17 protein-coding genes are annotated in these 19,463 nt (G+C 68.0%); 6 read left to right on the forward strand and 11 right to left on the reverse strand.

Features of this window, described 5'->3' with window-relative positions:
- Positions 1-195: 195 nt before the first annotated feature.
- The gene (locus G6N33_RS07025; protein WP_044509962.1) at positions 196-741 is read left to right on the forward strand and encodes a DUF732 domain-containing protein; all 546 of its coding nucleotides are present in this window, start codon (positions 196-198) and stop codon (positions 739-741) included.
- On the opposite strand, the gene G6N33_RS07030 is transcribed toward G6N33_RS07025, so the two are convergent.
- Entirely contained in the window at positions 738-1,022 is a 285-nt protein-coding gene (locus G6N33_RS07030) for a DUF3017 domain-containing protein (protein WP_044509961.1), read from the reverse strand. The two genes, G6N33_RS07025 and G6N33_RS07030, sit on opposite strands and share 4 nt — an antisense overlap.
- Positions 1,019-1,864 carry a bifunctional methylenetetrahydrofolate dehydrogenase/methenyltetrahydrofolate cyclohydrolase gene (locus tag G6N33_RS07035; RefSeq protein WP_044509960.1) on the reverse strand — a complete coding sequence of 282 codons (846 nt, stop codon included), beginning with the start codon at positions 1,862-1,864 and terminating at the stop codon, positions 1,019-1,021. Before G6N33_RS07035 ends, G6N33_RS07030 begins: the two co-directional genes overlap by 4 nt.
- A 76-nt stretch (positions 1,865-1,940) precedes the next feature.
- Between G6N33_RS07035 and G6N33_RS07040 the strand changes: the two genes are divergently transcribed.
- From G6N33_RS07040 to G6N33_RS07050, 3 genes are all read left to right on the forward strand, one after another.
- Entirely contained in the window at positions 1,941-3,155 is a 1,215-nt protein-coding gene (locus G6N33_RS07040; RefSeq protein WP_044509959.1) for an NADH:flavin oxidoreductase, read from the forward strand.
- 76 nt (positions 3,156-3,231) lie between these two features.
- Positions 3,232-5,892: an ATP-binding cassette domain-containing protein gene (locus tag G6N33_RS07045; RefSeq protein ID WP_163771487.1), complete on the forward strand. Its 2,661-nt coding sequence runs from the start codon at positions 3,232-3,234 to the stop codon at positions 5,890-5,892.
- Positions 5,893-5,916: 24 nt separating this feature from the next.
- Entirely contained in the window at positions 5,917-8,343 is a 2,427-nt protein-coding gene (locus tag G6N33_RS07050; protein ID WP_044509957.1) for an ATP-binding cassette domain-containing protein, read from the forward strand.
- 16 nt (positions 8,344-8,359) lie between these two features.
- Here G6N33_RS07050 and G6N33_RS07055 read toward each other — a convergent pair whose 3' ends face one another.
- From G6N33_RS07055 to G6N33_RS07080, 6 genes are all read right to left on the reverse strand, one after another.
- On the reverse strand, positions 8,360-8,917 hold the full coding sequence (locus G6N33_RS07055; RefSeq protein WP_044509956.1) for a pentapeptide repeat-containing protein: 558 nt from the start codon (positions 8,915-8,917) through the stop codon (positions 8,360-8,362).
- On the reverse strand, positions 8,914-9,486 hold the full coding sequence (locus G6N33_RS07060; RefSeq protein ID WP_044509955.1) for a GTP-binding protein: 573 nt from the start codon (positions 9,484-9,486) through the stop codon (positions 8,914-8,916). Before G6N33_RS07060 ends, G6N33_RS07055 begins: the two co-directional genes overlap by 4 nt.
- The gene (locus tag G6N33_RS07065; RefSeq protein WP_044509954.1) at positions 9,467-9,841 is read right to left on the reverse strand and encodes a DUF742 domain-containing protein; all 375 of its coding nucleotides are present in this window, start codon (positions 9,839-9,841) and stop codon (positions 9,467-9,469) included. The genes G6N33_RS07060 and G6N33_RS07065 overlap by 20 nt, the downstream gene beginning before the upstream one ends.
- Before the next feature lie 6 nt (positions 9,842-9,847).
- A complete protein-coding gene (locus tag G6N33_RS07070) occupies positions 9,848-10,252 on the reverse strand; it encodes a serine protease inhibitor (RefSeq protein WP_061558437.1) in 405 nt (134 codons plus the stop codon).
- A 7-nt stretch (positions 10,253-10,259) separates the two neighbouring features.
- On the reverse strand, positions 10,260-13,040 hold the full coding sequence (locus tag G6N33_RS07075; RefSeq protein ID WP_163771488.1) for a HAMP domain-containing sensor histidine kinase: 2,781 nt from the start codon (positions 13,038-13,040) through the stop codon (positions 10,260-10,262).
- Positions 13,041-13,230: 190 nt separating this feature from the next.
- Positions 13,231-13,836 carry a class I SAM-dependent methyltransferase gene (locus tag G6N33_RS07080; RefSeq protein WP_044509953.1) on the reverse strand — a complete coding sequence of 202 codons (606 nt, stop codon included), beginning with the start codon at positions 13,834-13,836 and terminating at the stop codon, positions 13,231-13,233.
- Positions 13,837-13,853: 17 nt separating this feature from the next.
- Between G6N33_RS07080 and G6N33_RS07085 the strand changes: the two genes are divergently transcribed.
- Positions 13,854-14,318 carry a tRNA (cytidine(34)-2'-O)-methyltransferase gene (locus G6N33_RS07085; RefSeq protein WP_044509952.1) on the forward strand — a complete coding sequence of 155 codons (465 nt, stop codon included), beginning with the start codon at positions 13,854-13,856 and terminating at the stop codon, positions 14,316-14,318.
- A 3-nt stretch (positions 14,319-14,321) separates the two neighbouring features.
- Here G6N33_RS07085 and G6N33_RS07090 read toward each other — a convergent pair whose 3' ends face one another.
- On the reverse strand, positions 14,322-14,966 hold the full coding sequence (locus G6N33_RS07090; RefSeq protein ID WP_044509951.1) for a nitroreductase family protein: 645 nt from the start codon (positions 14,964-14,966) through the stop codon (positions 14,322-14,324).
- A 21-nt stretch (positions 14,967-14,987) separates the two neighbouring features.
- Here G6N33_RS07090 and G6N33_RS07095 point away from each other — a divergent pair, with 21 nt between their 5' ends.
- Positions 14,988-15,404, forward strand: coding sequence for a TIGR03667 family PPOX class F420-dependent oxidoreductase (locus G6N33_RS07095; RefSeq protein WP_044509950.1), 417 nt, complete (start codon positions 14,988-14,990; stop codon positions 15,402-15,404).
- A 233-nt stretch (positions 15,405-15,637) separates the two neighbouring features.
- On the opposite strand, the gene G6N33_RS07100 is transcribed toward G6N33_RS07095, so the two are convergent.
- Positions 15,638-15,985, reverse strand: a complete 348-nt coding sequence (locus G6N33_RS07100) for a hypothetical protein (RefSeq protein WP_044509949.1) — start codon at positions 15,983-15,985, stop codon at positions 15,638-15,640.
- 94 nt (positions 15,986-16,079) lie between these two features.
- Positions 16,080-19,388, reverse strand: a complete 3,309-nt coding sequence (locus tag G6N33_RS07105; protein WP_101528749.1) for an error-prone DNA polymerase — start codon at positions 19,386-19,388, stop codon at positions 16,080-16,082.
- Positions 19,389-19,463 lie beyond the last annotated feature (75 nt).

Raw genomic sequence — 19,463 nt, forward strand, 5'->3', positions numbered from 1 at the left:
TGGCCGATACGCGATCGGCGAACGCCCATAACGGTTTACGCGCATTAACCGATGTCTCGGAATCGTCGCGCTCGCGAAACGCAAAGTGTGCGAACCTTGACCTGTCCGTGTCGTAAACGTGATCGCCATCGATCAGTCTTTCCTAAGTGATTTGAGTGCCGATGAGAGCACTCTGCGACAGATGGGGAAGCTGTCATGAAAGCAGTTGCTGCTGCGCACGGTTGGCTCTGGGTGTTTCGGTATCAGCCCTTGACGATTCGCCTGCTGACCGCGGTCGCGAGCCTGTTGGCCGTGGCGGCGGCGCTGGGTGCACCGGCCGACGCGGACGCCAACACCGACGACAACTTCATCGATGCGCTCAACCACGCCGGCGTCGACTTCGGCCAACCGGGAAACGCGATGGCCGTGGGCGAGTCCATCTGCCCGATGCTGGCCCAGCCGGGCGGCAGCTTCGCCGGCGCCGTGGCGAACATCAGACGGCAGGGCATGTCACCGCAGATGGCCCAGGTCTTCACCACGATCGCGATCCAGACCTACTGCCCGGACATGATGGCCAACTTGGCCAGCGGCAACATGCCCAACATGCCCGGCGGGATCCCGAACATGCCGGGCGGCATGCCCAACATGCCCGGCGGGATCCCGAACATGCCGGGCGGGATCCCGAACGTGCCGGGCGGCATGCCCAACATGGTGGGCGGCAACACCGCTGGGTTGCCGCAGATCACCGGGCCGGGAATTTAGCCGGTACCCAGCGGATCGATCGTCCAGGCGATGTAGACCATCGCCGCCCCGACCGTCGCGGTCGTCATGAAGTCAATTCCCTTGCTGCGCACCGACAACAGGCCGGCACGATCCTCGGGCAGCAGCAACCGCAGAACCGCGGCCACGCCGACCGCAATGCCGATCAACAGCGAGCCACGACGCCAGAAATTGGCCCCCACCAAAACGAAAGCCGTGACGAAGATCAACCCAACCAGCATGATCGGCCACTGGGCTTTGGCGGCACTCTTCGCCGAACTCATTCCCGCTCGGCCAACTCGACCACGTTAGTCAGCAGAAAAGCCCGGGTAAGCGGGCCAACGCCGCCGGGGTTTGGCGAAACGTAAGCGGCGACGTCCCACACGTCCGGGTGCACATCGCCGGCGAGCTTGCCGTCCACCCGGCTGACACCGACGTCGAGCACCGCCGCACCTGCTCGCACCATGTCAGCGGTCAGCATATGCGGCACACCGACGGCGGCGACGATGATGTCGGCCTGCCTGGTCAGCGCGGGCAGGTCACGAGTTCCGGTGTGGCACAAGGTGACCGTCGCGTTCTCTGAGCGCCGCGTCAACAGCAGGCCCAACGGCCGGCCGACCGTGACGCCGCGACCGATAACGACCACGTGCGCGCCGGCAATGTCGACGTCATAGCGGCGCAGCAGGTGCACGATGCCGCGCGGCGTGCATGGCAGCGGCGCCGGATTGTTGAGCACCAGCCGGCCCAGGTTGGTGGGATGCAGCCCGTCGGCATCCTTGCCCGGGTCGATGCGTTCCAGCGCGGCGTTCTCGTCGAGATGCTTGGGCAGCGGCAACTGCACGATGTAGCCCGTGCACTCCGGGTTGGCGTTCAGCTCGTCGATCGTCTCGTTCAGCTTGGCCGTCGAGATGTCGGCAGGCAGATCGCGGCGGATCGAGGTAATGCCTACCTTCGCGCAGTCCGCATGCTTTCCCCGAACGTAGGCCTGCGACCCCGGATCGTCGCCGACCAGAATCGTGCCCAGCCCAGGGGTACGCCCCGCCGCGGTCAGCGCCGCCACTCGCTCCTTGAGGTCGACGAAGATCTCGTCGCGGGTGGCCTTGCCGTCCAGAGTGGTTGCGCGCACGTCCCACAGTCTTCCATGTCGGGTTCCATGTCGAGTTCCATCTCGAGCTTCCATGTCCAGGGTTTACTCTGCTGGCATGCCCTCTGACCAGCCCACTGGGCCGGACGTATTCAGTCCCGCCAAGCTCGGCCCGATCACGCTGCGCAACCGCGTCATCAAGTCGGCGACGTTCGAGGCACGTACACCCGGCGCCCTGGTCAGCGACGACCTGATCGAATACCACCGGCTGCCGGCCGCGGGCGGAGTCGGCATGACGACCGTCGCCTACTGTGCCGTATCCCCCGGCGGACGCACCGAGGGCAACGGACTGTGGATGCGGCCCGAGGCGGTACCCGGGTTGCGCCGGCTCACCGATGCCGTGCACGCCGAAGGCGCGGCGGTGAGTGCACAGATCGGCCACGCGGGCCCGGTGGCCAACGCCAAATCCAACAAGGCCAAGGCGCTGGCACCGGTCCGCTTTTTCAACCCGATCGGAATGCGCTTCGCCCGCAAGGCCACTCGCGACGACATCACCGATGTCATCGCCGCGCACGCCGACGCGGCCCGGTTCGCGATGGAAGCCGGCTTCGACGCCGTCGAAATCCACCTGGGTCACAACTATCTGGCGAGTTCATTCTTGTCCCCGCTGATCAACCGTCGCGACGACGAGTTCGGCGGATCGCTGCAGAACCGGGCCAAGGTCGCGCGCGGCATCGTGATGGCCGTGCGCCGCGCGGTGGACAAAGAAGGGACGCCGATCGCGGTCACCGCCAAACTCAACATGGCCGACGGCGTGCGCGGCGGGATCAACACCGACGAGTCGGTGACCACCGCGAAATGGCTCGAGGAAGACGGCGGCCTGGACGCGATCGAACTGACAGCGGGCAGCTCGCTGGTCAACCCGATGTACCTGTTCCGCGGCGACGCCCCGCTCAAGGAGTTCGCCGGAGCCTTCAAGCCGCCGCTGAGCTGGGGTATGCGCATGACGGGCACCAAGTTTCTGCGCGAATACCCGTACCGCGAGGCGTACCTGCTCCGCGACGCCAAGCTGTTCCGGGCCGAACTCAAGATGCCGCTAATCCTGCTGGGCGGCATCTCCAACCGCGAGACGATGGATTTGGCGATGGCCGAGGGATTCGAATTCGTCGCGATGGCCCGGGCCCTGCTCGCCGAGCCGGATCTGATCAACCGCCTCGCGGCCGACGGTGCGCAACACAACGTGCATTCGGCGTGTACGCACTGCAATCGATGCATGCCAACCATCTACAGCCGGACCCATTGCGTGGTCACCGGAGCCCCCGACAAAGTGTGACCCCGGCACCGTAAGCCGCCCGGCATGCCGCAATCGTGCAAATGCCGAAACAGGTCCACGGGCTACAGTTGTGGCGATGAATGCACCAGCCCCGCCGACGTTGACGGTCCGGCACGACGGGTCGGAACGCACCTTCGCAGCAGGTCACGACGTGGTGGTGGGCCGCGATTTGCGTGCCGACATGCGCATCACACATCCCCTGATTTCGCGCGCCCACCTGCTGCTGCGCTTCGACCAGGGGCGCTGGCTAGCGATCGACAACGGTTCGCTCAACGGCACCTTCGCCAACGGCAGGCGAGTGCCGGTGGTGGACATCCATGACGGGCAGAGCATCAACATCGGAAACCCGGACGGCCCGCTGCTGACCTTCGAAGTCGGACGCCACCAGGGCATGGCCGGACGGCCGCCGCGAACCGAGTCGATGGGCATCCCGGTCGCCGCCCAGCACGCGGCATGGCCGTCGGCACAGGCGTCCGGGCAGCCGGGCCCCCCGGTCGCGGCTCCGCCACACGGTCGTGCGCCGGCCTGGGGCGCCCCGCCACCTCAGCCACCCCGGCCGCGTCCCGGCGGACCGGCTGCGCACCCGGTGCCGCCCGGCCCGCGCCCCGCGCCGCCGGCCCACCCCGTGTATCCGACGTCGGTCGCGCGACCGAGCGCGCCCCCACCGCTCGCCCCGCCGCCCAGGCCCATGCCCGCGGCCCCGCAAACCCAGGTGTCCCCCGTCGTCGCCGAGGCCAAAGCGCCGGAGGTGAGCAACCTCGCGACGAAGATGTTCCAGGCACTGTTACCGTCGCGGTCCGGCGCCATCGAGAAGCCGGCCGGCGCCCAAACGATCGGCCGGGCCACCGACAACGACATCGTCATCCAGGACGTCCTGGCCTCGCGCCATCACGCGTTTCTGATCCAGACACCGCTGGGCACCGAGATCCGCGACGCGCACAGCGTCAACGGGACCTTCGTCAACGGCGTCCGCGTCGGCTCGGCAGTAATCACCGAGGGCGACGTCGTCACCATCGGAAATGTCGACCTCGTCTTCACGCGCGACACGCTGGTCCGGCGTACCGAAGCCGCGACGCGCTCCGGGGGTCTGGAAGTGAACTCGGTCTGCTACACCGTCGACCACGGAAAACAGCTGCTCGACCACATCTCGCTGACCGCCCGACCCGGCACGTTGACGGCCATCATCGGGGGCTCCGGTGCCGGCAAGACCACGCTGTCCCGGGTGATCGCCGGATACACCAGCCCAAGCTCCGGTTCGGTGACCTTCGAGGGTCACAACATCCACACCGATTACGCGTCGCTGCGCAGCAGGATCGGCATGGTCCCGCAGGACGACGTCGTACACCGTCAGCTGACGGTCAACCAGGCGCTCGGTTACGCCGCCGAGCTGCGGCTGCCGCCGGACACCAGCAAGGCAGAACGCGCCCAAGTGGTCGCTCAGGTGCTCGAAGAGCTGGAGATGACCAAGCACGCCGACACGCGCGTCGACAAGTTGTCCGGCGGACAACGCAAACGCGCCTCCGTCGCACTGGAACTGCTGACCCAGCCGTCGCTGCTGCTGCTCGACGAGCCGACCTCGGGTCTGGACCCGGCGCTAGACCGCCAGGTGATGCTGATGCTGCGCCTGCTCGCCGACGCAGGGCGCGTGGTTCTGGTGGTCACCCACTCGGTCTCCTACCTGGACGTCTGCGACCAGATCCTGCTGATGGCACCTGGTGGTAAGACCGCGTTTCAGGGCCCGCCGGACCAGGTGGAAGCCGCCATGGGCACCCGCAACTGGGCCGACATCTTCGCCAGTGTCGGTGCCGATCCCGACGAGGCCAATCGCCGCTTCAAGGAGCGCAACCAACAGTCGTCGCAGCCGCCGGCTCCCGAAAGCCCCGCGGACTTGGGCGACCCACCGCCGACCGACCTGCGCCGGCAGGTATCGACGATCGCCCGGCGTCAAGTGCGTCTGGTCCTCTCCGACCGCGGCTACACCATCTTCCTGGCGGTGCTGCCGTTCCTGATTGGCGCGCTGTCCCTGACCGTCAAGGGCCCCAAACCTGGTCTTGGGCCCGCGGACCCGCTCGGTCTGGCGCCAACCCAACCGCAGTACATCATGGTGCTGTTGAACATCGGCGCCATCTTCATGGGCACGGCCCTAACCATCCGCGACCTCATCGGCGAGCGCGCGATCTTCCGCCGCGAGCAGGCCGTCGGCCTGTCTACCGGGGCCTACTTGTTGGCCAAGATCACGGTGTTCTGCATCTTCGCGACCCTGCAGGCCGCGATCGCGGTGTTTATCGTGCGGCTCGGCAAAGGGGCGCCAACCCAGCCGGCGTTGTTCTTCGGCGACCCGACGGTGTCGTTGTTCGTCACCGTGGCGGGAGCGTGCGTGGCGTCGGCGATTTTCGGGCTACTGCTGTCCGCCTTCGCGCAGTCAAATGAGCAGATCATGCCGCTGCTGGTGGTCTCAATCATGAGCCAGTTGGTGCTGGCCGGCGGAATGATCCCGGTCTACCAGCGCCCAGGTCTGGAGGAGCTGGCGTGGCTGACACCGGCACGCTGGGGCTACGCGGCGGCCGCGTCCTCGATCGACTTTCCGGCGCTGGTCAAGGTCAAGCAAATCCCCACGGACGACCCCATCTGGCAGCACTCGAAACACATCATGTTGTTCGACATGGCCATGCTCGGGGTGCTGTGCGTAACCTATAGCGCGATCGTGTGGTGGAAGATCCGGCTGAGACGACGCTAATTGACAAGTAGCCCTGCGCAATCGGTGTTGACCGTCAGATCTCACCGGTCCGAATTGAGTTTCGCCCCGGGTGGCGAAGTCGTGGTCGGCAGCGATGTGCGGGCCGATGTGCGGGTGGCACACCCCCTGGTCACTCGGGCGCACCTGCTGCTCCGCTTCGAGCGCGGCGGCTGGGTGGGCGTCGACAACAACTCACGCAACGGCATTTTCGTCGACGGCCGCCGGGTGCCGGCCATCGACATCCGAGACGGCCAGGCCGTCGCCCTGGGCGCGCCCGACGGTCCGAGGATCGTCTTCTCGATCGGCCGGCATCGGGGCGCGGTCGGCCTGCTGCCGCCGACATCGCAAGCGATCCCGACGCTGGTGCCGCGCCGCGGACACCGACATCGGCCCACCGACGCGCTGCACACCACCGCGGTGCCGATCGTCGAACCGACCATCGCGACCCGGGCCGTCCCGACGGACGCCGCGCAGGCGGCACCACCCGGCAGCGACGTCTCGCCGTTGCCCAGCACGGTGCTGAAATTGCTCGGGCCCGAAGCGGGCCGGCAGGCCGGCACCGCCTGGATCGGTCGTGCGCTCGACAACGACATCGTCATTCACGACGTGCTGGCCTCGCGCAAACACGCCTTCCTGGAGTCGACGCCGGCCGGCATCGAGATCCGCGACGCCAACAGCATCAACGGGACATTCGTCAACGGCGTGCGGGTAGCGCAGGCACTGCTCGACGAGGGCTACGTCGTCACGATCGGCAACGTCGACCTGGTGTTCACCGGCGGCCTGCTGGCCCGCCGCCAAGAGCCCGCGACACGCGCCGGCGGCCTCGAGGTGGGCAACGTCGGATTCGCCGTCAACGGGAAGGAGCTGCTGCAGCAGATCTCGCTCACGGCCCGGCCCGGCACGCTGACCGCGATCATCGGCGGGTCCGGCGCCGGAAAGTCAACGCTGTCGCGACTGATCGCCGGGTACAGCACGCCGACCTCCGGCGAGGTCATGTTCGAGGGCCACAACATTCACACCGCGTACGCTTCGCTGCGCAGCCGGATCGGGATGGTCCCTCAGGACGACGTCGTGCACCGTCAGCTGACCGTGAACCAGGCGCTGGGCTACGCCGCCGAGCTGCGGCTGCCACCCGACACCAGCAAGGCCGACCGCGACCGGGTGGTGGCGCAGGTGCTCGACGAGCTCGGGCTGACGGCGCACGCCGACACCCGCGTCGACAAGCTCTCCGGCGGACAGCGCAAACGCGCCTCGGTGGCCCTGGAACTGCTCACCGGGCCGTCGCTGCTGATCCTCGACGAGCCGACGTCGGGGTTGGATCCCGCGCTGGATCTACAGGTCATGACCATGCTGCGGCAGCTGGCCGATGCCGGCCGGGTCGTGCTGGTGGTCACCCACTCGCTGACCTACCTCGACGTCTGCGATCAGGTCCTGTTGCTGGCACCGGGCGGCAAAATCGCGTTCCTGGGCCCGCCCGGCCAGATCGGGGACGCCATGGGCACCACCAATTGGGCCCAGATCTTCGCCCGGGTGGGCGCCGACCCCGACGAGGCGAACCGGCGTTTCCTGCAGCGCCAGGACCGCACGCAGCCGACGCGCGCCGCGACGCCGGCCGATCTGGGCGCGCCGTCGCGCACCAGCATGGTGCGGCAGTTTTCGACGATCGGGCGCCGCCAGGTTCGGCTCATCCTGTCCGATCGCGCGTATTTCACATTCCTGGCATTGTTGCCGTTCATCCTGGGCGCGCTGTCGCTGACGGTTCCCGGCAACACTGGGTTCGGTGTCGCGGATCCGGCCGGTGAGACACCGGACGAGGCCGCGCAGATCCTGACCTTGTTGTCGATCGCCGCGGTGTTCATGGGTACCGCGCTGACGATCCGCGATCTGATCGGCGAGCGTGCCATCTTTCAGCGTGAACAGGCGGTCGGCCTGTCGACCGGGGCCTACCTGAGCGCCAAGATCGCCGTGTTCTGCGCGTTCGCGGTCCTCCAGGCGGCGATCGCGACCGGCATCGTGCTGATCGGTAAGGGCGCACCCACCCGGCCGGCGCTACTGCTGGGCAGTCCGGGTCTGGAGCTGTTTGTCACCGTCGCGGCCACCTGTGTGGCCTCGGCGATTCTGGGGTTGGCGTTGTCGTCGATCGCCCGCTCCAACGAACAGATCATGCCGCTGTTGGTGGTCTCACTGATGCTGCAGCTGGTGCTGGCCGGCGGCATGGTCCCGGTGACCGGCCGGCTCGTGCTCGACCAGATGTCCTGGGCCATGCCGTCGCGCTGGGGCTACGCGGCGTCGGCGGCCACGGTCGATCTTCGGACGCTGGTGCCGATCGGCCCTAAGGACAACCACTGGTCACACACCGACGCCGCATGGCTGCTCGACATGGGCATGCTCGCGGCGCTCTCGGCGGGCTATGCAGTCGTGGTGTGGTGGCGCATCCGGCTGCGCCGCTGACCGGCCCGGCTAGCGGCTAGGCGTCCAGGCGTAAACCGTGCGCGACAGCGAAGGCCATGGCCTGTGGGACGTCCACCCGCGCACCGGTGAGCGCGGCGGTGCGCCACAATGCCAGATCGGCCACCGCGCCGCGCAGGTCGGCGTCGTCCAGCCGGGTTGCGGCGGTCCGGGCACCGGACAGGTCGGCACCGCGCAGTACCGCCTTGCGCAGATCGGTCTCTACCAGGCTGGTCTCTCGCAGCCGGCAACCGCTCAAGTCGACGCCGCGTAGGTCGTTGCCGCCGAGCACCGCAAGGGTGAAATCCACCTCGTCAAAGCTGATCGGCCGCAGCCGACATTGCACGAACACCGAACCGAGCATGCTGCACTGCGCAAAGGTGCTGTGCCACAGCGTAGTTCGCTCGAACTTGCAGTTGCGAAAGGCCGATGCGCGGTGTTGGGACTCGGCAAGGTTCGCGCCGCTGAAATCGCATTCGCTGAACACGACCCGTTCTGTGTGCAACCGGCTCAAATCCTCGTCCCGGAAATCGTGGTCGGTGAACTCGCGATCGACCCAGGCAGGCGGCGCGGTCACGCCGACAGGCGGTGCAGGGCGTATTCACTCACCGCGATCAGCGCGTCGGTCGCCGACCTGCGGTCCCTGGCATCGACGTTGATCACCGGAATGTGCCGGGGCAGGGCCAGCGCCTCGCGCACCGCATGCACGGGATACCTTGGCGCACCGTCGAATTGGTTGACCGCGATCAGGAACGGTAGGTTGCGGTGCTCGAAGAAGTCGACCGCGGCGAAGCTGTCCTGCAGCCGACGGCAATCGACCAGGACGATCGCGCCGATGGCGCCGCGCACCAGGTCGTCCCACATGAACCAGAATCGCCGCTGGCCCGGGGTACCGAACAGGTAGAGCACCAGATCGCGGTCCAGCGTGATCCGGCCGAAATCCATTGCGACCGTGGTGGTTCGCTTGTCGGGCGTGGCCTCCAGCATGTCGACACCGGCCGAGGCGTCGGTGACGATCTCCTCGGTGCGCAACGGCATGATCTCGGACACAGCGCCGACGAACGTGGTCTTTCCGGCGCCGAACCCACCCGCGATGACGATTTTGGTGGAGGCGGTCGCACCGGAATCAGAGTGCCTTGAGACCACGCAGCGTCCTTCCTATGAGTTCGTGGCGCTCATCGCGGGTCGAGGCGTCGGTCAACGTCCGATGCACCCGCAGGTAGCCGGACAGCACCAGGTCCCCGACCAGGACGCGGGCGACGCCGACCGGCAGATCGAGCCGGGCCGAAATCTCGGCGACGGATGGTCTTGTGACGCACAGTTGGATGATCTTGCCTCTCGTGTCGTCGGGCGGCCACCGCAGCGACAGCCCGGCCTGCAACGTCTGCACCGGCGCTTCCAGCGGAATGTCGACCTTGGCGTGGGTCCGTCCCGCCGTCAGCGTGTATGGGCGGACCAGACTCGCCTCACGTGCGGGCGGCCCGGATTCGCGTCTGTCCATCGTGGCTCACGAGCGCTCGGGCACCGAGCGGCGAACAGACTGCACGACGCCGCCCACTTGTTCGACGAGCATGGCCATCTCGTAGCCGACCTGACCGATGTCACACTGCGTCTCCGCCAGGGTCGCCAGATGCGACCCGTCACCGACCCGCATCAACAACAAGTAGCCGTTCTGCATTTCGATCACCGATTGCAGCACCGGACCGCCCTCGAACAGCTGCGCGGCGCCGGTGGCCAGACTGGCCAGCCCGGAGGCCACCGCGGCCAGCTGGTCGGCGCGTTCCCGCGGTAGCCGCTCGCTGGCGGCGATGGGCAGACCGTCGACGGACACCAGCAGCGCGTGCGCGACACCGGGAACCTCGCGGGCGAACTTCGTCACCAGCCAGTCCAGGGAGCTGCCGGGCCCGGTCATTACTGGGTCATTCCTGTTCGGTTCCTTGACTCGAGTGACGAGCGTGCGACCGGGCGCTGTGCACGCCGCTGAAGTGGCTACTGAACGAGGCGCGAACCGCCTCGGGGTCGCGGGCCGCGTGCAGCCCGCCGTTCGATCCTACGAGGGAACCCTCGTCGTCGGGGTCGGGGTGCTCCTCCTCGCCGCTCGCGCCGCGGGCGGCCCCCGGTACCAGCCGGGCGCCGGGGGCGCGGACCGGCAGGCCGTGGTCGGCGGTGCGCTCCTCGACGGGCTTGTTCTCGGCCTCCGCGGCCAGCGACCAGCCGCGGTCCCACACCGATTTCCAGTCCAGGTCGGGGCTGTCGACCAGGTCGTGCGGGTCGCCCATCATTTCCGAGAGCATCCGTCGGTAGATCACGTCGTCGCTCGCCGCGCCGCCGGACGCAGCGGCCGGGGCGGCGTCTACGGGCCGGGCGGTATCGCCGGGCTGGACTCGCGGCCGCGCGGCAAAAAACGCCGACGTGTCCGACACGGTGGGGGTCGGGGCCTTCGGGGCCGGGGCCGTCGGCGCGGCCGGCGGCGGGGACTCCGGCTCGGGTCGTGCGGCGCTGTCCTGCTCCCACCACGGCGTGGGCAGCTCGCGCCGGCGCCGGGGCGGTTCCTGCGCGGCGGGCGGGGCGGGAACGTCGGTGATGCCGCTGGAACCCGGGTTGCGCCGCGGCAACAACGTGACCGGCGGCGTCTGGCTGGCACGCGCGGCGAGCGGCGCGGGCGGGGCCGCCGCGCCACCTGTCGCCTGCGGCGGCGCGGCCACCGCGCTAGCGAGTTTGGCGCTGGGTGACGAGACCGCCCGCATCCGGTCTCGCGCCGGCACCCCGGTCGGTCCGTCGGCCGGGCCCGCCAGCACCGCGGCCGGCAGATAGATCTCGGCGGTCGTGCCTTGCCCCTCATTCGGCGCCGGCCCGCGCAACCCGACCCGGATACCGTGCCGCGCGGCGATCCGCCCCACCACGAAAAGCCCCATATGCCGGGCATTCTCGGGAGTCACCTCGCCGCCGGCTTGCAGCCGCATGTTGGCCATCCGTCGATCGGCGTCGTTCATGCCCAGCCCGGAGTCCGCGATCCGCAGCACCACGCCGTGCGGGTCCTGCCGGCCGCGTGCCGCCGAAATCCGGGCAAAGCTCGTCGGCGGCGAGTAGCGCAGGGCGTTGTCGATCAGCTCGGCCAACAGATGGATGACACCACCGGCGACCGCGCCGACAAGCCGGCAGTCGGGCAATTCGGCGATCTGGACGCGGCGGTAATCCTCCACCTCGGAAACGGCCGCGTTGATCACAGTGGACAGCGGCACCGGCGCACGCTGGTCGCGGGCGAGCTGCGCACCGGCGAGCACCAACAGGTTGGCGCTGTTGCGGCGCAACCGCGCGGCCAGATGATCCAGCCGGAACAGGCTGTCCAGGCGCTCGGGGTCCTCTTCGTTGCGCTCCAGGCGATCGATGAGTGACAGTTGCTGATCGACCAGTGACCGGCTGCGCCGGGACATGGTCTCGAACATGTCGTTGACCAGTAGACGCAGCCGTGCCTCGTCACCGGCCAGCAGCAGCGCCTGGGTGTGCAGCTCGTCCACCGCGTGCGCGACCTGGCCGATCTCCTCGGTGGTGTAGACGGGCAACGGAGCCGGAACCGGTTCGGCGCCACCGGCTTTGACCCGGGCGATCTCCTCCTCGAGATCGGTGTGGGCGACCTTGAGCGCGCCGTCGCGCAGCACCCGCAGCGGCACCACCAGCGCGCGCGCCATCAACAACACGATGATCAGGGCGACCGCGATGGCGGCCAACACCAGGACGCCGTCCCGGATCGCGGCGGCGCGCCGTGCGTCGGCTTGGCTGTGCACGGCCTTGGTCACCGAGGCGGTGGCGTCGGCGATGACCCGCTCGGCGATCCCGTCGGTAGCCTGAATCGAACGCAGCAGGTCTGGATTGTCGACGAGCGTGCTGGCCGGGTCAGACATGATCGCCATCCGGGTCACCATCTGCTGCTGCAGGGTCTTGCTGTCCGGCGAGCCCGCCCCGAGCACTTGGCTCATGCCGAACAGCGTCGACGGCTCGGTGCCGGCCAGGGTCATCATCGACGTGCGCAGCTGCGGTTCGGGCAGCTCGGCGCCGCGGGTGACCAGGATCTCCTGCATCGTCATCTGACCGCGGGCACCGACCGCGCGGCTCAATCCCTGTGCCTGGGCACGGATCTGCGCATCGTCCACCCGTACCGAGGCGTTGATGACGTCCTCGGCCGTCAACAGCAGCGGCGCGTAGGTGGTCACCCGGTCGCGCAAACCGAGGCTGTTGTCGGCCACCTTGTCCAGCAGCGATTGACCGCCGTCCAGCAGCGTGCGGACGCCCGCCCGGACGTCGGGGGTGACGTCGGTGTCCTCCAGCCGGGTCTGCAGCTCGCCCTTGCGCGCGTCGTAATTCTTCTTCGCGCCGACGACATCGCGGCCGGTGGAGCCCGCCAACAACGCGACGTCGAGCGCCGACATGTATTTCGTGAGCGCCGGCAGCATGTCGGCGCGGGCAGCGGCCAACCGTAAACCGCTGGAGCTGGCCATCGCGTCCTTAACCCGCAGCCCCCCGAACAGCCCGGCCAAGATCAGCGGAACCAGCACAATGGCAAGGACCTTCCACCGGACCGGCCAGTTACTCGGCGACCAGGCCGGCGGGCGTTTCGCCGTGGCCCCCGAACTGCCCGGGGCCGCAGCGATTTCGGTGGGTGCCGCCTCGACCGGGCCGGCCGGGCGGTTGAACATGGTCATGCGGCGGCTGCGCGGCCGTCGGCTGCGCCGGCACTGCGCGCCCGATCAAACGAGAGGCTCATGAGCTTTCCTGCTTTTGTTCCGCTTCCCCCACGCCGCGACGCGCGAGCGGTAAACGCGTGGCAATTCGACGAGTATGACAGCCCGCGGCCCGCGTCACCAGGATCGTTACTGACCAGATAGCACCGGGCTACGCCGGCCGCAGAATCGCGACGAGAAAGTCCGAGTCGGCGGTGAACGGCCGCAGATCCCAGGTGGACAGCAGCAGGTCGGGGGTCAGACCGGCCGCCGCAGCGTGGGCAAGGAATTCGGTGAACTCGTAATCGCGGCCCGCGCCGAACCCGATCGCCGCGCGACCGTCGTCGGCGAGGTGGGCCCGGAGCCGGCTCAGCACCCGGCCCCGGGTGCTCGGCGCCAGAAACGCCATCACGTTGCCGGCCGAGACGATGATGTCGAACGGTTCGGCGATGCCGCGCGCGGGCAGGTCGAGTTCGGCGAGGTCGCCGACCACCCAGCGCGGGCCGGGATAGTCCTGTTCGGCCGCCGCGATCAGCGCCGGGTCGACGTCGACACCGACCACCTCGTGACCGACCGTGGCCAGGTAGCCGCCCACCCGGCCGGGACCGCATCCGGCGTCGAGGATGCGTGCCCCGCGGGGAGCCATCGCGTCCACCAGCCGCGCCTCACCGACCAGGTCGTCGCCGGCGCGGGCCATGGCGCGGAACCGTTCGATATACCAGTGCGAATGTCCCGGATCGGCAGCGACCTTCTGCATCCAGATGCTCTGCTCGACCATGCGACCATTATCGCGTTGTGTTCAAGCTGATGTTCGTGTCGCCCCGGATCCCGCCCAATACCGGCAACGCGATCCGGACGGCCGCGGCCACCGGCGCCGAACTGCATCTGGTCGAGCCGCTGGGCTTCGACCTGTCCGAACCGAAGCTGCGCCGGGCCGGCTTGGACTACCACGACCTGGCGTCGGTGACGGTGCACCCGACGTTGCAGCACGCGTGGGATGCGGTGTTGCCCGCGCGGGTATTCGCATTCACCGCGCACGCGCCGACCGTGTTTGCCGACGTCGACTTCCAGCCCGGCGACGTGTTGATGTTCGGCCCGGAACCCGAGGGACTGGACGCCGCGATCCTGGCCGACACGCACGTCACCCGGCAGGTGCGCATCCCGATGCTGGCGGGCCGGCGTTCGCTGAACCTGTCCAACGCCGCGGCGATTGCCGTCTACGAGGCCTGGCGCCAGCACGGCTACCCGGGGTCGACGTAGCGCCTACCAGGTATTCCAGTGCGTCAGCTGGTCGGCGGGCAGCCGCTTGGCGGGACGGAAATCGGTGCCCTTGGTGTAGCCGATCGGGAACAGTCCGCCCTGGCTGTACCGGTCGTAGGGAATGCCGAGCACCTCGGCCGCTTTGCGCTCGCCGTCGCCGAGCAGGTGCAGGGTCGTCCAGCAGGATCCCAGGCCGCGGGAGCGCAGCGCCAGGCAGAAGCTCCACACCGCAGGGAACAGCGACGCCCAGAACGACACCGCCCCGATCGGTGAGTTCTCTTCGCGGCCTTCCAGGCAGGGGATCAACAGCACCGGCGCCTCGTGCATGTGCTCGGCGAGATACAGCGCGGAGTCCTTGACCTTGGGCATCCGCTCACCGCGGGTGTCCCCCTCGGGATATTCGCGCGTCGGCGAGGTGAGGTAGTCGCGCGCATGCGTCAGGTAGATGTCGGCGATCGCCTTCTTCTTGTCGGCATCTTCGACGAATACCCACTGCCAGCCCTGCGAATTGGAGCCGGTCGGCGCCTGCAATGCCAGCTCGAGACATTCCATCAGGACTTCGCGGGGCACCGGCTTGTCGAAGTCGAGGCGTTTGCGCACCGAGCGGGTGGTCGTCAGCAGTTCATCGACGGACAGATCCAGGGTCATGATTGGAGGTTACATTTGGCTATGACAGTCGAACTGACACAAGAAGTTTCCGGCAGGCTTCGCTCCGACAACTTCGGCTGGCTGACGACGGTGGCCAAATCGGGCCAACCGATTCCCCGGCTGGTCTGGTTCTACTTCGACGGCAGCAAGCTGACGATCTACACGCTGCCCCAGTCCGCGAAAGTCGGCCATGTCAGGCGGCATCCCGAGGTCAGCCTGAACCTGGACTCCGACGGCAACGGTGGTGGCATCGTCGTCGTCGGTGGAACCGCGACAATCGACGCGACCGATGTGAGTTGCCGCGATGACGCCGCCTACTGGGCGAAATACCGGGTGCTTGCCGAGGAATTGGAGGCGAACTCGGGCATGTCGATGGAAGCGTTCAGCACCAGGCTGGCGATCACCCCGACCCGAATCTGGACGACGCCTGCAAGCTAGTCATGGTGGTCGGTGGACAGCGAGACGGCCCGCCAAGCGTCGATGTCGGCCTGCAGGTCCGCGATCTTGGCTTCCGCCGCGGCGACGCAGTCCGAGCCGAGCAGTAGATGCACCGGCGGCTCGGCGGCCGACGCGATGTCGACGATTGCCGCGGCCGCCGTGACCGGGTCGCCCGGCTGGGCGTGGTTGATGTCCGAGGCGTGGGCAGCAACTTCTCGGTCGTCTCGCCGGGATCAGTTTGCGGGGGGCGGGGCCGGTTGGTCGGTCGGGATCGCGCCGGCGCAGCCGCCGGGCGGTGGCGGAGCCGGGAGAGGTTCGTCGCCGCTGACGCAGTCGTAGTAGAACTGGGGCCCGGCGATCCAGGTTTTCATCCACTGGTGCCAGTACGACCCGTCGGGGTACTTGTCTCCGTCACATACCGCTAGGCTGCCGTAGCCCCATCGACCGCCCGGGCAGTAGCCCTTTGTCATGTCCGGCTGATGCGGGTCGGGCGGATCGGCACTGGCAACGGCGGGGGAAAGAACAACCGCCGCAGCACAACCCACTAGTGCAATACCGCGGCGAGTGGCCTTGAACATCATTTCCGCCTCCCCTGAAACTGCAGTCAAACAACCGATTCCAAGCGATGAGCCGAGCTTACGACGCGGATTGTCGGTGCGTTGCAACATTGGATTTCTAGCGGAAGTCCCGGGATCTGGAGCCGACGGCCAGGGTGATGCGGCCCAGTCGCTCGGCCACAACAGTAACTGCGCCGCTGGCGTTTTGGACCTGGCCGCGCACCAGCATCGCCGGGGCGGTGTTGGCCAGTTTGCGGTGCCGGGCCCACACCGCGGGGGTACAGAGCACGTTGACCATCCCGGTTTCATCCTCGAGGTTGATAAACGTCACTCCTTGCGCCGTGCCGGGCCGTTGTCGGTGGGTCACCGCGCCGGCGATCAGTACCCGATCGCCGTCGGGCACACCCAGCAGCGCCGCGGCGGGTACCACGCCCATCGCGTCCAGGTCAGCCCGCAGGAACTGGGTCGGGTAGCTGTCCGGGGAGATCCCGGTGGCCCACACGTCGGCGGCGGCCAGCTCCAGATCGCTCATCCCCGGCAGCGCCGGGACATGGGATGACGAACCCACCCCGGGTAACCGGTCCGGGCGTTGCGTGGCAGCGGCCCCGGCCGCCCACAACGCCTCGCGTCGCGACACCCCGAAACAGCCCAGTGCTCCCGCCGTCGCCAGCGCTTCGGTCTGTGGCACCGAAAGCTGGATCCGGGTGGTCAGGTCGAGCAGAGAGTCAAAGGGGCCGTGAGCCTTTCGCTCCTCGACCAACTGGTCGGCGAGGTCGTCGCCGATATGGCGGACCGCCCCCAGCCCGAGCCGAACCTCGGTGCCGGCATTCTCGAGGGTGGCATGCGTCAGGCTGGCGTTGACGTCGGGGCCGTGGACCCGCACGCCGTGCCGGCGCGCGTCGGCCACCAGCGACTGGGGTGAATAGAAACCCATCGGTTGTGCCCGCAGCAGCGCCGCGCAGAACGCGGCCGGGTGGTGCAGCTTGAACCAGGATGAGTAGAACACCAACGAAGCGAAGGACAGCGCATGGCTTTCCGGGAAGCCGAAATTGGCGAACGCTTCTAGCTTTTCGTAGGTCCGGTCGATCACCTCGTCGGTGGCGCCATGTAATCTGCGCATGCCGTCGTAGAACCGGTCACGTAGCCGTCGCATCCGCTCGGCCGAACGCTTGGATCCCATGGCGCGGCGCAACTGGTCGGCCTCGGCGGCGGAGAAGCCGGCGCAGTCGACCGCCAGCTGCATCAGTTGCTCTTGAAACAAGGGCACTCCCAACGTCTTTCGCAGGGCCGGGGCCATGGATGGGTGGTCATAGCAGACTGGGTCGATTCCGTTGCGCCGCCGGATGTAGGGATGCACCGATCCACCCTGGATGGGCCCGGGACGGATCAGCGCAACCTCGACCACCAAGTCGTAGAACACCCGCGGCTTCAACCGGGGCAACGTCGCCATCTGAGCGCGCGACTCCACCTGGAACACCCCGACGGAATCGGCGCGGGACAGCATCTCGTAGACCGCCGGCTCGGAGAGGTCGAGGCGAGCCAGATCGACCTCGATGCCCTTGTGTTCGGCGACCAGATCTATCGCGTAATGCAGCGCCGAGAGCATGCCCAGCCCGAGCAGGTCGAACTTCACCAAACCGATGGCCGCACAGTCGTCTTTGTCCCACTGCAGGACACTGCGATTCGCCATTCGAGCCCATTCCACGGGACACACGTCGGCGATCGGACGGTCACAGATCACCATGCCACCGGAATGAATCCCCATGTGTCGCGGCAGGTTCCGGATCTGGTTGGCCAGGTCGACCACCTGCTCGGGGATGCCTTCGACATCGGGCGAGTCGGCAAGCCCGTTCCAGTGGTTGACCTGCTTGCTCCACGCGTCCTGCTGCCCTTGCGAGAAGCCCAGGGCGCGGGCCATGTCGCGCACCGCGATCTTTCCACGGTAGGTGATGACGTTGGCGACCTGAGCGGCGTAGTCGCGACCGTATTTGTCGTAGACGTACTGGATGACCTTTTCGCGCTGATCCGACTCGATGTCCATGTCGATGTCGGGCGGACCGTCGCGGGCGGGCGACAGGAAACGCTCGAACAACAGCTCGTTGACCACCGGATCGACCGCGGTGACACCGAGGGCGTAACAGACCGCGGAGTTGGCCGCCGATCCCCTGCCCTGACACAGGATGTTGTTCTGGCGGCAAAACCGGGCGATATCGTGCACCACCAGGAAATAGCCCGGAAAGGTCAGCTGCGCAATGACTTTCAACTCACGTTCAATCTGGGCGTACGCGCGTGGCGCGCTCTCCGGCGGCCCATAGCGTTCCCGCGCCCCCGCCATCGTCAATTGCCGCAGCCAGCTGTCTTCGGTGTGTCCGGTGGGCACGTCGAACGGCGGCAACTGCGGCGCGATCAGCGCCAACCCGAACGCACACTGCTCGCCGAGCTCGGCGGCGGCGGCCACCGCGTCACGGCCCCCACCAGACACCTGCGCGAACAGCCGGGCCATCTCCGCACCGGATCGCAGGTGCGAGCCACCCAGCGGAGCCAACCACCCGGCGGCCGAATCCAGCGACTGCCGGGCCCGAATCGCGCCCATCGCCATGGCCAGCCGCCGCCGCGACGGCCCCGCGAAATGCGCCCCGGTGGTGGCGACCACGCCGACCCCGAAGCGCGGCGCGATCCCGGCCAGCACCGCGTTGCGTTCGTCGTCGAGAGGCTGACCATGGTGGGTCAACTCGACGCTGACCCGCTGGGCGCCGAACCGGTCCACCAGATCGGCCAGCGCCCGCTCCGCCGCCGATGGACCGCCCTCGGAAAGAGCTTGGCGGACATGGCCCTTGCGGCAGCCGGTCAAGATGTGCCAGTGCCCACCGGCGACCTCGGTCAGCGTGTCGATGTCGAAGCGCAACTTGCCCTTCTCACCGCCGGCCAGGTGGGCCGCAGCCAGCTGTCGCGACAGCCGCCGGTAGCCTTCCGGGCCCCGGGCCAGCACCAGCAGATGCGGGCCGGGCGGGTCCGGCGTCTCGGTGCGGGGAACCGAGGACAGCGACAGCTCGGCACCGAACACGGTAGGAACGTCGAGTTCGGCCGCGGCCTCGGCGAACCGGACGGCGCCGTACAGACCGTTGTGGTCGGTCAGCGCCAGCGCACGCAGACCCAGCCGGGCGGCCTCCTCCACCATCTCTTCGGGTGTGCTGGCCCCGTCCAGGAAGCTGTACGCCGAATGTGCGTGCAGCTCGGCGTAGGGAACGCAATGCGCAGCGGCAGAACGACCACGCTGTTGCGTCGGCGGTTCGTACGTTCCGCGCTTGCGCGACCAAGGGGCCTCCGGCGCAGGCTCCTCGGCAATCGGCGTGCCGGCGTGCCGCGGTTTGCTGTCGAGCAACCGCTCCATTTCCGCCCAACTCCGCGGCTCGTTGCTGAAACCCATCCGAACAGTCTATCGAATGTGTGTTCGATTACGTGCACGGTTGTCGAAGCGGTTGTTAAACCGGCCTTCACCTTC

This window comes from Mycobacterium simiae (genome assembly GCF_010727605.1).
Taxonomy (GTDB): domain Bacteria; phylum Actinomycetota; class Actinomycetes; order Mycobacteriales; family Mycobacteriaceae; genus Mycobacterium; species Mycobacterium simiae.